The sequence below is a fragment of the Mesorhizobium sp. M1142 genome, assembly GCF_040318565.1.
Lineage (GTDB): Bacteria > Pseudomonadota > Alphaproteobacteria > Rhizobiales > Rhizobiaceae > Mesorhizobium.
The window spans coordinates 16,977-29,172 of record NZ_JAMYMK010000015.1 but is presented as its reverse complement, the minus strand read 5'-3'; the positions used below and the strand labels follow the sequence as shown (position 1 = coordinate 29,172).

Here is a 12,196-nt window from a genome sequence, read left to right as displayed (position 1 = left end):
GGCGATCACCACCCGAAACTTGCTTTCCCGCAGCATGTACCCAGATAGAGCTGACTTTGAATGGGGAGGACGGTCGTGGCTGGTGAAAAGGTAAACCTGACCGGGGCAAAGGAGACTTTGCTTTTGACACTTTACGGCAAGGCGCTGGAGAGCCGGCTGCCCAATTCGCTGCTCAGGGACTACTTTGCCGACGAGGCGGTGCGCAACATCGATTATGATTTCTCACGGCTCAAGGTCGACAACAATCTCGGCATCGGTCTAGCAATCAGGGCAAAGACGCTGGACGTCTGCGTTCAGGACTTTCTCGCCCGAATCCTGCTGCATCTGGGGTGTGGGCTCGACACGCGCATATTCCGTATCGACCCGCCAGCCGGCGTGGACTGGTTCGACGTCGACTATCCCGAAGTCATCGACCTCAGGCGCAGGCTCTATCCCGTGCGGGATCGCTACCACCTGATCGCTTCGTCGCTCACCGAACCTGGATGGCTGAACGAAGTACCTCGGGATCGCCCGGCCATAGTCGTGGCGGAAGGCCTGACTCCCTACCTGGCCGCCGAGGACGGGCAGCAACTGTTTTCTCGTTTGGTGGGACATCTTTCGAGCGGCGAACTGGTTTTCGATGCCTATAGTCGCCTGGGCCTGAAGATCATTCGCCTCAATTCCTCCTTCCGCGCCACCGGCGCCGAGGTCCATTGGAGCATTGAGAACCCGCATGAATTGGAGCGAGCCGTTCCGAAGCTGCGGTTCATCGAGGACATCCCTGCCTATAAGCCGGAACATGCCGCTCGCATGCGCTGGCTCGCGAAACTGTTTGTTCGCTTTTGGAAATACATTCCAGCATTGCGCAAGATCGGCAGGCTGTTGCGCTATCGGTTCTGAAACGCTGGCTCAGCGCGCCTTGGCGGTCGCCAGAGCGCGCGAAAATGCGGTGGCAAAACTCTCGCGGTCGTCGGGGTTGAGAAAGGCGCCGATCGAGACGGTTTTTCCTTGCGCCTCGACCGCCATTCTGGTGATGCCGATCTCGGCGTGGCGGGCGATCGAAAAGCGTGCCCAGAACGGATTGAAGCGGTGTGATTCCGATTTGCCTGACGGGGCAGTCTTGCGGATATCGAGGCTGGTGCGCGACACCGACACCTCCTCGCGAGCCCGGGCGGCGCGATAATTCGCACGGAAGGCGATATAAACGCCGATCACGTCGAGGCCGAAGAAGCCGAACACCGGCCAGGCGCCGCGCGACAGAAAAAACGCTCCGGTCACCAGCCACCCGAACAGCAGTGCGCCCATCAGGATGGCAAAGCCGGTCTTGCCCAGCGACCGGTGCGGTGTCAGCAGCGCCTGGAAGAATGGCTCGTCGGCCTGAAATGAGGCGTTTGTGTCGCTCATTGGGGAATATTATAGGAAGGCAATGACAAGCCCCAAGCCCAAAAACTCTTCCGCGCTCAAAAAAGACCTGCTGCCCGGCCGCCGCGATGACTCGAACGCCAAGCCGCGTCCGCGGCCGGCGAGATCGCGGGCGCTTTACAGCCCGGCCGAGGTGCATGAGATTTTTCGCCGTTTTTCCGTTCAGCGGCCGGAGCCGAGAGGCGAACTCGAACATATCAACCCCTTCACGCTGCTGGTGGCAGTGGTGCTTTCGGCTCAGGCAACGGACGCCGGCGTCAATAAGGCGACGCGGGCGCTGTTCAAAATTGCCGACACGCCGCAAAAGATGCTGGCGCTGGGCGAGGCCAAGCTCGGCGACCATATCCGCACCATCGGGCTATGGCGCAACAAGGCCAAGAACGTCATCGCGCTGTCCGAGGCGCTGATCCGTGACCATAGCGGCGAGGTGCCTGAGGATCGCGATCAACTGGTCGAGCTGCCGGGTGTCGGCCGCAAGACCGCCAATGTCGTGCTCAACGTCGCCTTCGGCCAGCACACGATGGCAGTCGACACGCACATCTTCCGCATCGGTAACAGGCTCGGCCTGGCGCCGGGCAAGACGCCGGAACAGGTAGAGCAAGGTTTCCTGAAGATCATTCCGGATGAATATATCCGGCATGCGCATCATTGGCTGATCCTGCACGGCCGCTATGTCTGCAAGGCACGCAAGCCGGATTGCCCGGCCTGCGTCATCGCCGATATCTGCAAGGCCAAGGAAAAGACGACCAGCGTGCCTGCACCACTGGTCGAGATCGGGCCGCTCGGGCCAGTGGAAGCAGCTCAGGACCGAGCAGCGGCAACCACTGCCCGCTAGCTGAATCTAAAGTTCCTTTTATGCGGCGACATCCATGTTCAGGAACTCTCCTCGACGAACACCTCTTCGCGCTTCTTCTTGACCGCGGGGAGAAAGACGATGACGAGCACGGCGAGCGCGATGAGGAGCAGGCTGGCGCTGATCGGCCGCATCACGAAGGTGCTTGGGTCGCCGCGCGAGAGGATCATGGCGCGGCGCAGGTTTTCCTCAAGCAGCGGGCCGAGCACGAAGCCGAGCAGCAGCGGCGCAGGTTCGCAGCGCAGCTTGGTCAGGAGGTAGCCAAGCAAGCCGAAGAAGGCGACGGCATAGAGGTCGTAGACATTGGTGTTGACGCTGTAAACGCCGATCGAGCAGAACGCCATGATGATCGGGAAGAGCACGTAGTAGGGGATGGTAAGGAGTTTCACCCAGAGCCCGATCAGCGGCAGGTTCAAGACAATCAACATCAGATTGCCGATCCACATCGAGGTGATGATCCCCCAAAACAGCGCGGGCTGTTCGATGGCGACATTGGGGCCGGGCACGATGCCCTGGATGATCATCGCGCCGATCATCAGCGCCATTACCGGGTTGGCCGGAATACCGAGCGTCAGCATTGGGATGAAGGAGGTTTGGGCGCCGGCATTGTTGGCCGATTCCGGTCCGGCGACGCCTTCGATGGCGCCCTTGCCGAATTCCCCCGGGTTTTTCGAGACGCGCTTTTCGACGGTGTAGGACGCAAAGGCGGCAAGGATCGCGCCGCCTCCGGGCAGGATACCGAGTGCCGAACCGATGATCGTTCCGCGCACGATGGGAGCCGCCATGCGGCGAAAATCTTCTTTACCCGGCATAAGGCCGGAGATACTTCGGATCAGCACGGAACGCTCATGCTCGTTTTCGAGGTTGCGCAATATCTCGGCGACGCCGAAGACGCCGACCGCCACCGCGACGAAATTCAGCCCGTCGGCATATTCGCGGATACCGAGTGTGAAGCGGGGCGTACCGGTGTAGATATCGGTGCCGACAAGTCCCAGCAGCAGGCCGAGCACGACCATAGCCAGCGCCTTGACGACCGAGCCGTGGGCGAGCGCGACGGACGAGACCAGGCCGACGATCATCAGCGAAAAATACTCGGCCGCGCCGAATCTCAGCGCTATCGCCGTCAGCGGTGGGGCAAAGATGGCGACGAGGAAGGTCGACACCGTGCCGGCAAAGAACGAGCCTATCGCCGCGGTCGCCAGGGCTGCTCCGGCGCGGCCGTTCCTGGCCATCTGATAGCCGTCGATTGCGGTGACGGCCGACGAGGATTCGCCGGGCATGTTGATGAGAATGGCGGTGGTCGAGCCGCCATACTGCGCGCCGTAATAGATACCGGCGAGCATGATGAGAGAGGAAACCGGGTCGCCAATCTGGAAGGTGATCGGCAACAGCATGGCGATGGTTGCGGTGGCACCGATGCCGGGCAGGACGCCAATCAGCGTGCCGAGAAGGACGCCGATCAGGCAGAAGCCGAGGTTTGCCAAAGATGTGGCTGTCGAAAAGCCGAGTGCGAGGTTGCTGAGGAGTTCCATTTCATCTCCTCACAACGATAGGGGCAACCACGGGCCGAAACGCCGGAACGGCAGGCCGAGGGCGTAGCTGAAAACGACGAATGCGAACAGCGTCAGGCCGGCCGACAGCACGAGTGCGGTCAGCGGCCTCATGCGGCCGCTACCGAACGATGCGATCAGCGCCGTCAGGAAGATCGACGGGATGAAGCCGAGGCCGCGCACCGTCAGGCCGAAGAAGATCGGAGCAGGCAGGATAAACAGCATGCCGCGCCACGCGATGTAACCGATCGGCTCGCTCTCGAAACGCACCGCTTGGACAAGGATGGCGGCGCCAAGCAGGATCAGCACGATCGCCAGCACCAGCGGGAAATAGCCCGGCCCCATGCGAAAGGCGGTGCCGATTTCGAGGCCCAGCGACTGCAGCGCGAAAAAGGCGCCAATAAAGACCAACAGCGCGGCGCATATGCCGTTGGTCCTGTCGATTGCGAAAGGTTTCATTGCGTCCTCCCGGCTCGCCTCATGGGCGTGCCGATGCCGGTGTAAAAAAACGGGGCGCTGATGGCGCCCCGTTAGAACCTTTAGTCGGCGTACTGGCCGGCCGCTTCGATGATCGGCTTCCAGCGCGCGATCTCACTTTCCAGCTTAGCTTTGAGCGCGGCCGGCGTGGCATCGGCCTCCGGCGACGGCTTGGTGCCGAGTTCGGCAAATCGGGCGACGACATTCTGGTCCTTCAGCGCCACCTGCAGCGATTTCGAAAGGCGTTCGGTGATCTCGGCCGGTGTGCCCTTGGGGGCATAGATTCCGTGCCAGATGCCGACCTGCACCTGGGGAAGGCCGGCTTCTATCGTCGTCGGCACGTCCGGCAGCACATCGAGGCGTTGTGGCGAGGTTACGGCATAGGCCTTGATAGTGCCGCCCTGGATCTGCTTGGTGGTATTGGTCGTCTGGTCGCACATGATATCGACCTGGCCGCCGAGAAGATCGGTCATGGCCGGGCCAGTGCCCTTGTAGGGTACGGTGACCAGCGGCGTGCCGATGGCGCTCATGAACAGCATGCCGCACAGATGCGAGGCGGCACCGATCCCGGCATTGGCAACGGTGATGCTGTCCTTGTTGGCCTTGGCATAGTCGACCAGCCCCTTCAGATCGGTCGGCTCGAGGTCCTTGCGGCCGACGATGGTCATCGGCACCTCGGTGACGAGGCCGACATATTCGAAGCCGTTCAGTGTGTCGTAGGCGAGCTTTCTATAGAGCGTAGCACTGGTAGCCATGCCGATGTGATGGAGGAGCAGCGTGTAGCCGTCAGGCTCGGCATTTGCGACGCGGCCGGCGCCGAGCGTGCCGCCGGCGCCGCCGACATTCTCGACGGTGACCTGCTGGCCGAGGTCTTTCGACATAGCTTCCGCGACAAGACGCGTGACGGTGTCGGTCGGGCCACCGGCCGAAAACGGCACGACAATGGTGATGGTGCGTTCGGGGTAGGTCTGCGCGCCAGCGGCCGACGGATAAAGCATGGCGGCCGCAGCGGCAGCCAACGCGGCGATGAGTTTTCGCATCGTGTTTCCTCCCAGGATATGATTGCCAACCGCTGCGCGGGTTCCTCTAAACCGACTGTAGATAGAGCAATAACTAGCGCAACCCGACAAATGACAATCGCGCTCAAACGGCAAACCGCACGTTTCTCTGCGCAAATGAGTGGCAAGGTTGGGCCGTGCGATGCCCTTCCTCCAACCTATTCTAGTAGCCGTAGCCGCGCGCCATCGCCGCCGCGAACACCGGGATCAATAGGAAGATCGATGCCTCGGTGCGGACATAGGTGCGAACGGACGCCAGCTCCGCCGCAGGAACCTGGTAGCCGGGACTGATGCTCGCCTGCGTGTTCCAGGATAGGAAACGGATGGTCGGGATAATCGACAACAGGCCGACAATGGCGAAAGCGGCCATCTTTGCCCAGAACATCCAATTGTAGACGTAGAATTCCCAGCCTTTCAGACCATAGACGACGCGGCCGATGCCAACGACGATGATCAGCATGGCAATGATGCCGTAGTGGCGGTCGATGCCGACGAGCCGCTTCAGCGTCGCGGCGGACAAGTCGCTGCGGATCAGGACGAATTCGGCGCCGATGATGCCTGCCAACGAAAACACCAGCAAATGATGGCAGATGGCAAGCACAAGGTCGGTGGTGTCCATGCTGTATTCCCTCTGTCGGGCGGCAGCGCCGAACCCAACGCGCCTGAACCAATACCGGAGAAAAACTAACACCGCCTGGCAGGATTCACATCAGCCTGGAAGATGATCTACACAGCCTTGGCTCTTGTTTTTCACAACGGATTTGGATTTCCCGTCTCGTGCGTGTCGCTGTCCCCCTTTTGGAAGACCTGCATTAGGCACCGGCAACACAAACGAGACATGACCATGGCCAGTCCGCATACAATTGTCGCCCCAGTGCTTGAGACCTCGCGCACGGTCCTGCGGCCGCACCGGCTTGACGATTTCGACGCCTATGTCGCTATGTGGGCCGATCCCGTCGTCACCCGCTTTATCGGCGGGAAGCCGCGCACGCGGGAGGAAAGCTGGATGCGCTTCCTACGCCACGCCGGCCTGTGGTCGCTTCTGGGCTACGGCTTCTGGGCGATCGAGGATAAGGCGACCGGCTGCTTCATCGGCGAGGCCGGCTTTCACGATCTGAAACGCGACATGACGCCGTCGATCGAGGGCATTCCGGAGACCGGCTGGGCTCTGGTTTCGGGCGCGCATGGCCACGGGTTGGCCAGCGAAGTCGTCGCACGGGTGCTTGCCTGGGGCGACGAGACGTTCGGCGCCGCGAAGACCGTCTGCATCATCGATCCGGAGAACACCGGATCGCTGAACGTCGCGGCAAAATGTGGTTACGGCGAAGTGCTTCGAACCGTCTACCAAGGCAAGCCGACCATCCTGCTGGAGCGGCAGCCCTGACGGGCGCCGTCTGGCGTCTGCCTGCCACGTCGTCCGGCGTCAAGTTCGCCTGCCTGAAGATCGCACAGTCCGATTGTGCCGCATGCGGCGTGTTCTGTCTTTGACAGGAGGACGCAAACTCTGCATGAATTTTATCGAGCGGGTCTGAAATCAGGCCACGTTTCTGGCAGGCACCGGAGGAGGTGTCGCGATTTGGAGGAATCCCATGCTGAACAGACGCCGATTCTTGATGAGCACCGCGGCAGCAGGTGCTGCCGGACTCACGGCATCGCATTTTGTCCCCGCCTTTGCGCAGGACGCGCCGCAGCTGCAGATTTTCGTGCCGGCGGCGCCGGGCGGCGGCTGGGACCAGACGGCGCGCGCCATGGACCAGGTGCTGCGCAGCGAAAAACTGATTTCCGGGTCGCAGATCACCAATGTCGGCGGCGCCGGCGGTACTGTCGGCCTGCCGCAATTCGTCAACCAATGGAAGGGCAAGGGCAATGCGCTGATGGTGGCCGGCATGGTCATGGTAGGCGCCATCATCGCCAACAAGGCGGCCAACAACCTTACCGAGGTCACGCCGATCGCCCGCCTCACCGGTGAGTTCGAGGCGCTTGTGGTGCCGGCCGCCTCGCCGTTCAAGACGGCCGCGGACTTTGTCGCGGCTCTCAAGGCTGACCCGACGCAGGTTCCGGTTGCTGGCGGTTCGGCCGGCGGCTCGGACCATATATTGTTCGGCCTCATCGCCAAGACCGTTGGTGTTCCGGCCACCAATCTTTCCTATGTGCCGTTCGCCGGCGGCGGCGAGGCGCTTTCGGCGCTGCTCGGCAACCAGGTCGCGGCCGGCATCTCCGGCTACGGCGAGTTCGCCGAACAGGTCAAGGCGGGTGCGCTGCGGCTGCTGGCCATCTCCGCGGACAAACGCCAGGAGGGGATCGATGCGCCGACGATGAAGGAAGCAGGCATCGATGTCGAGCTGTTCAACTGGCGTGGCGTCTTCGCACCGCCCGGCGTCTCGGACGCCGACAAGGCAGCAATGATCAAGCTGATCGAGACCATGGCCAAGAGCGACGCCTGGGCCACCGAATGCAAGAACCGCAACTGGACGCAGATCCTGCTTACCGGTGACGATTATGCGAAATTCGTCGCAGAAGACACGGCCCGCATCGGGACGATCCTCAAGGACCTCGGTCTAGCGTGATGCTCTCGGCAAGGGGTGGCAGCCTGCGCCAACCCTTGCCGACTTTCGCTAGCCGCATGGACATACGCGGCGCCGGAGGTGAAACTACGCCAAGATCGGCCGGGTGAGACCGGTCCAAGGAGAACCGGCCCCAAGGGACCGACATTGGGAGGACGATGATGAGCACCAGCGACCAGCCGGCGCCGCCGCGCCTTGCAGTGCCCGAACTGCTGATCGGCGTCGGGCTCCTCGCCTGTGCGAGTGCGGTTGCCTGGCAGACGCTGGCAATCCCGGTGTCGCCGCTCTATTCCAAGGTCGGTCCGACCGTCTTTCCCTACATCACCATGACCGGCATGGTGATCCTGTCGCTGCTGCTCATCATTGCCGCCTTGCGGGGCGGCTGGCAGCCGGAGGACGAAAAGGCGACGCCGACCGACTGGAAGGCGATGGGCATCGTCGCCCTCGGACTGATCGCCAACCTCGTGCTGATCCAGCCGCTCGGCTTTACCGCGGCATCTGTCATCATGTTCGTTCTCATCTGCCACGGTTTCGGCAGCCGGCGCCCGCTGCGTGACGTGCTGCTCGGGCTGATCCTGGCGCTTGCCGCCTATTTCGGCTTTGCCAGGGCGCTCGGCGTCAATATCGGCGCCGGCTTCATCGAAAACCAGCTGAACGCGATCGTCGATTCGCTCGTCACCATGCTGAGGGGCTGACGCCATGGAAACGCTCGGCCATCTCGCGCACGGATTTTCGGTCGCCTTCTCGCCGATCAATCTCATATGGTGCCTGGTCGGCACCACGCTTGGGACTGCGATCGGCGTGCTGCCCGGCCTCGGACCGGCACTGACCATAGCGCTGCTGTTGCCGATCACCTATCAAGTGGCGCCGGAGGCGTCCTTCATCCTGTTTGCCGGTATCTATTACGGCGCCATGTATGGCGGCTCGACGACATCGATCCTGCTCAACACGCCTGGCGAAAGCGCCACCATCGTCACCGCGCTCGAGGGCAACAGGATGGCCCGCTCCGGCCGTGGCGGTGCGGCCCTGGCGACCTCGGCGATTGGTTCCTTCGTCGCCGGCACGCTGGGCACGATCGGCGTTGCCTTTCTGGCGCCGATCGTCGTCAAATTTGCGCTGGCCTTCGGCCCGGCCGAATATTTCTCGCTGATGGTGCTGGCCTTCATCACGGTTTCGGCGGTGCTCGGCTCGTCGTCGGTACGCGGCCTGACCAGCCTGTTCGCCGGCTTCGTCGTCGGCATGATAGGCGTCGACCTGCAGACGGGGCAGCCGCGCTTCACCTTCGGCATGAGCGAATTGCTGGATGGCGTCGACGTCATCGTCGTCGCCGTTGGCCTGTTCGCCGTTGGCGAGACGCTTTACATGGCCTCGCGCCGCTATGCCGGCAAGGACGACATCGTGCCGTTGAAAGGGTCGCTCTACATGACCGCGGCCGAATGGTCGCGCTCGTGGAGGCCATGGCTGCGCGGCTCCCTGATCGGCTTCCCGATCGGCGCCATGCCGGCCGGCGGTGCCGAAATCCCGACCTTCCTCTCCTATGCCATCGAGAAGAAACTCTCCAGACACAAGGACGAGTTCGGCACCGTCGGTGCCATCGAGGGCGTTGCCGGACCGGAAGCAGCCAACAATGCATCCGCGGCCGGCGTGCTGGTGCCGATGCTGACGCTCGGCCTGCCGACCTCGGCGACGGCCGCAATCATGCTGTCGGCATTCCAGAGCTACGGTATCAATCCGGGGCCGCTGCTGCTGACGACGCAGGCCGACCTAGTGTGGGGGCTGATCGCCAGCCTGTTCATCGCCAACGTCATCCTCGTCGTCCTTAACCTGCCGCTAATCGGGCTTTGGGTGCGATTGCTGAAGATCCCGGCGCCGCAGCTGTATGCCGGCATCCTGGTGTTCGCAACAGTCGGCACCTACGGCATCTCGCAATCGCCGATCGACCTCGTCATCCTCTATCTGCTCGGTGCCGCCGGTTTCCTGATGCGGCGTTTCGATTTTCCGACCGCGCCGGTTATCATCGGCATGATTCTCGGGCCGCTTGCCGAAACGCAGTTCCGCCGCGCGATGACCATCTCGAACGGCGATTGGACGGTGTTCTACAAGCATCCGCTGTCGCTGACGTTGCTGACGCTGGCCTTCATCGGGCTGGTTGGACCGCATATCTGGGCCTACATCGAGCACAGACGCATGCGGGGACCGGAGCACGTGCCGGGCGATGCCTGAGCTGTTCGTGACGTCATGACAGACCTGCTTTCCGGCATCCGCATCCTTGACCTGACCAATGTGTTGGCCGGCCCCTATTGCGCCTACCAGCTGGCATTGCTCGGGGCCGACGTCATCAAGGTTGAGACGCCGCAAGGCGGCGATCTGGCGCGCCAGCTCGGCGCCTCTCCGGAGCTCAACCGGGCGGGCATGGGCGCTTCGTTCCTGGCGCAGAATGCCGGCAAACGCTCGGTGGCGCTCGATCTCAAGCAGGAGGCCGACCGCGAACGCTTCCTCGATCTGGTCGCTTCGGCCGACGCGCTGGTCGAGAATTTCCGCCCCGGCGTAATGGACCGGCTGGGGCTTGGCCATGCCAGGCTGAAAGAGGTCCGGCCAAGCCTTGTCTATTGTGCGATATCGGGCTTCGGCCAGACCGGGCCGATGCGCGACAATCCAGCCTACGACCAGATCATCCAGGGTCTTTCCGGGATTATGAGCATCACCGGTACACCGGAAACGGCGCCGCTGCGTGTTGGCTATCCGGTCGCCGATACGCTTGGCGGGCTGGTCGGGGCGTTCGCCATTACCGCCGCGCTGGTCAAGCAGAAGACGACAGGCGAGGGCGCGTTCCTCGACGTCTCGATGCTCGAATGCACGCTTTCTGCGCTCGGCTGGCCGGTGTCGAACTATCTGACGGCGGACGTCGAGCCGCAGCCGATGGGCAATGAAAATATGACGGCCGCACCGTCTGGCGCGTTTCGCACCGGCGACGGCTTGCTCAACATCGCAGCCAACAAGCAGGAGCAGTTCGTCACACTGTGCCGGTTGATCGGTCGGCCGGAGTTGGCGTCGGATGTCCGCTTTGCCGAGCGAGAAACGCGCAAGCAGAACCGCATTGCATTGAAAGCGCTGATCGAGGATGCCTTGACGAGCGGCTCGGCCGCCGCCTGGGAGGAGACGTTCAATCGCGCCGGCGTGCCGGCAGGCCGGGTGCTGACAATCCCGCAGATACTGCAGGAGCGACAGGTGATCGAGCGCGGCATGACGGCGCGGTTCCCGGCTGTGTCCGGGATGGACCAGCCGCTGACCGTGGTGCGCTGCGGCTTCATGGTCGATGGCGAGGCACCTTTGCCGAGCAGGCCGCCGCCGGCGCTCGGCGAGCATATGGGCGAGGTTTTTGCCGGCCTGCCGCCGCGTGCCAGGAAAAGAGCGAAGGCATGAGCGGAACGCAAAACAAGACTGGTCGCGCACGCGGCGAGGAATGGTGGCAGACCGGCATCATCGAGATGCGCCCCGGCGTCATCCGCCTGCGCGGCTATGAAATCCAGGATCTGATCGGCCGCGTCAGCTTTCCGGCAATGATCTGGCTGATGCTGCGCGGCGAACTGCCAAGCGAGGAGCAGGCGGCGCTGCTTGGCATCGCGCTGGGTGCTGCCGTCGACCATGGGCCGCAGGCGCCGTCGATCGCCATCGCCCGCATGGCGATCACCTGCGGCGTCGGCATCAACAGCGCCATGGCATCAGCCGTCAACGTGCTTGGCGATGTGCATGGCGGCGCCGGCGAACAGGCGCTTTCCTTCTACGGAGACATCGCTGCCGAACTGGACGCCGGCATGCCGCTTGCGGACGCCGTGTCGGCGCGGCTCGATCGTTTCCTTGCCGGGGAAAACGGCTATGTGCCCGGGCTCGGCCATCGTTTCCATCCGGTCGACCCGCGGGCGCCCCGCCTCATCGAGTTAACCCGCGACTTTGCCGCGCGCGGCATCGTCAGCGGGCGCTTCGCCGACATCGCCGAGGCGATCGAGGCCGAGGTGGCGCGGCGCAAGGGCAAAAAAATCCCGCTCAATATCGACGGCGCCACGGCCGTCATCTACGGCGAGCTCGGCTTCCCGCCGCCGCTGACGCGCGGCCTTTTCGTGCTGTCACGCTCGGTCGGCATCCTCGCACATGCGTGGGAACAGTCGCAGGAAAGCGACCGCAACAAGGGGCCGCTGCCGCGCGAATGGCTGTGGGCCTATACCGGCATGCCGGTGCGATCTTTGCCCGAGGGCGACGGCGGCAAGTGAGATTTCGGTTCAAGTGACGGCGGCA

At 63.0% G+C, this 12,196-nt stretch carries 13 protein-coding genes; 8 read left to right on the top strand and 5 right to left on the bottom strand.

Annotation, left to right across the window (positions count from 1 at the left end):
* Positions 1–75: 75 nt before the first annotated feature.
* A complete protein-coding gene (locus NKH42_RS22365) occupies positions 76–879 on the top strand; it encodes a class I SAM-dependent methyltransferase (protein ID WP_352687963.1) in 804 nt (267 codons plus the stop codon).
* A gap of 9 nt (positions 880–888) precedes the next feature.
* Here the strand turns inward: NKH42_RS22365 and NKH42_RS22360 are convergent, their stop codons facing one another.
* Positions 889–1,383 (bottom strand): DUF2244 domain-containing protein, encoded by a 495-nt coding sequence (locus NKH42_RS22360; RefSeq protein WP_352506595.1) that lies wholly within the window; start codon positions 1,381–1,383, stop codon positions 889–891.
* Between the two features lie 22 nt (positions 1,384–1,405).
* Between NKH42_RS22360 and nth the strand changes: the two genes are divergently transcribed.
* Entirely contained in the window at positions 1,406–2,236 is an 831-nt protein-coding gene (nth, locus tag NKH42_RS22355) for an endonuclease III (protein ID WP_352506594.1), read from the top strand.
* A 38-nt stretch (positions 2,237–2,274) separates the two neighbouring features.
* On the opposite strand, the gene NKH42_RS22350 is transcribed toward nth, so the two are convergent.
* The 4 genes from NKH42_RS22350 to NKH42_RS22335 form a co-directional block, all read right to left on the bottom strand.
* On the bottom strand, positions 2,275–3,786 hold the full coding sequence (locus NKH42_RS22350) for a tripartite tricarboxylate transporter permease (protein ID WP_352506593.1): 1,512 nt from the start codon (positions 3,784–3,786) through the stop codon (positions 2,275–2,277).
* Between the two features lie 9 nt (positions 3,787–3,795).
* Positions 3,796–4,263 (bottom strand): tripartite tricarboxylate transporter TctB family protein, encoded by a 468-nt coding sequence (locus NKH42_RS22345; protein WP_352476416.1) that lies wholly within the window; start codon positions 4,261–4,263, stop codon positions 3,796–3,798.
* 80 nt (positions 4,264–4,343) lie between these two features.
* The gene (locus NKH42_RS22340; protein ID WP_352687965.1) at positions 4,344–5,321 is read right to left on the bottom strand and encodes a tripartite tricarboxylate transporter substrate-binding protein; all 978 of its coding nucleotides are present in this window, start codon (positions 5,319–5,321) and stop codon (positions 4,344–4,346) included.
* A gap of 181 nt (positions 5,322–5,502) precedes the next feature.
* Complete coding sequence (locus tag NKH42_RS22335) at positions 5,503–5,958, bottom strand: DUF2214 family protein (RefSeq protein WP_352687967.1); 456 nt, start codon at positions 5,956–5,958, stop codon at positions 5,503–5,505.
* Positions 5,959–6,183: 225 nt separating this feature from the next.
* Here NKH42_RS22335 and NKH42_RS22330 point away from each other — a divergent pair, with 225 nt between their 5' ends.
* The 6 genes from NKH42_RS22330 (at position 6,184) to NKH42_RS22305 (ending at position 12,171) form a co-directional block, all read left to right on the top strand.
* Entirely contained in the window at positions 6,184–6,723 is a 540-nt protein-coding gene (locus NKH42_RS22330; RefSeq protein ID WP_352687969.1) for a GNAT family N-acetyltransferase, read from the top strand.
* Positions 6,724–6,928: 205 nt separating this feature from the next.
* A complete protein-coding gene (locus NKH42_RS22325) occupies positions 6,929–7,906 on the top strand; it encodes a Bug family tripartite tricarboxylate transporter substrate binding protein (protein ID WP_352506589.1) in 978 nt (325 codons plus the stop codon).
* A gap of 158 nt (positions 7,907–8,064) precedes the next feature.
* The gene (locus NKH42_RS22320) at positions 8,065–8,598 is read left to right on the top strand and encodes a tripartite tricarboxylate transporter TctB family protein (RefSeq protein ID WP_352687971.1); all 534 of its coding nucleotides are present in this window, start codon (positions 8,065–8,067) and stop codon (positions 8,596–8,598) included.
* Between the two features lie 4 nt (positions 8,599–8,602).
* Entirely contained in the window at positions 8,603–10,126 is a 1,524-nt protein-coding gene (locus NKH42_RS22315; protein WP_254816834.1) for a tripartite tricarboxylate transporter permease, read from the top strand.
* A 15-nt stretch (positions 10,127–10,141) separates the two neighbouring features.
* Complete coding sequence (locus tag NKH42_RS22310; RefSeq protein WP_352506587.1) at positions 10,142–11,326, top strand: CaiB/BaiF CoA transferase family protein; 1,185 nt, start codon at positions 10,142–10,144, stop codon at positions 11,324–11,326.
* Entirely contained in the window at positions 11,323–12,171 is an 849-nt protein-coding gene (locus NKH42_RS22305; protein ID WP_352506586.1) for a citryl-CoA lyase, read from the top strand. The genes NKH42_RS22310 and NKH42_RS22305 overlap by 4 nt, the downstream gene beginning before the upstream one ends.
* The last annotated feature ends 25 nt before the right edge of the window (positions 12,172–12,196 follow it).

What these genes read in the sequence shown, in the direction of transcription:
- NKH42_RS22325 (WP_352506589.1), top strand. Translation starts at nt 6,929, where the DNA reads ATGCTGAACAGACGCCGATTCTTGATGAGCACCGCGGCAGCAGGTGCT.
- nth (WP_352506594.1), top strand. Translation starts at nt 1,406, where the DNA reads ATGACAAGCCCCAAGCCCAAAAACTCTTCCGCGCTCAAAAAAGACCTG.
- NKH42_RS22330 (WP_352687969.1), top strand. Translation starts at nt 6,184, where the DNA reads ATGGCCAGTCCGCATACAATTGTCGCCCCAGTGCTTGAGACCTCGCGC.
- NKH42_RS22305 (WP_352506586.1), top strand. Translation starts at nt 11,323, where the DNA reads ATGAGCGGAACGCAAAACAAGACTGGTCGCGCACGCGGCGAGGAATGG.
- NKH42_RS22315 (WP_254816834.1), top strand. Translation starts at nt 8,603, where the DNA reads ATGGAAACGCTCGGCCATCTCGCGCACGGATTTTCGGTCGCCTTCTCG.
- NKH42_RS22360 (WP_352506595.1), bottom strand. Translation starts at nt 1,383, where the DNA reads ATGAGCGACACAAACGCCTCATTTCAGGCCGACGAGCCATTCTTCCAG.
- NKH42_RS22310 (WP_352506587.1), top strand. Translation starts at nt 10,142, where the DNA reads ATGACAGACCTGCTTTCCGGCATCCGCATCCTTGACCTGACCAATGTG.
- NKH42_RS22350 (WP_352506593.1), bottom strand. Translation starts at nt 3,786, where the DNA reads ATGGAACTCCTCAGCAACCTCGCACTCGGCTTTTCGACAGCCACATCT.
- NKH42_RS22335 (WP_352687967.1), bottom strand. Translation starts at nt 5,958, where the DNA reads ATGGACACCACCGACCTTGTGCTTGCCATCTGCCATCATTTGCTGGTG.
- NKH42_RS22320 (WP_352687971.1), top strand. Translation starts at nt 8,065, where the DNA reads ATGAGCACCAGCGACCAGCCGGCGCCGCCGCGCCTTGCAGTGCCCGAA.
- NKH42_RS22340 (WP_352687965.1), bottom strand. Translation starts at nt 5,321, where the DNA reads ATGCGAAAACTCATCGCCGCGTTGGCTGCCGCTGCGGCCGCCATGCTT.
- NKH42_RS22345 (WP_352476416.1), bottom strand. Translation starts at nt 4,263, where the DNA reads ATGAAACCTTTCGCAATCGACAGGACCAACGGCATATGCGCCGCGCTG.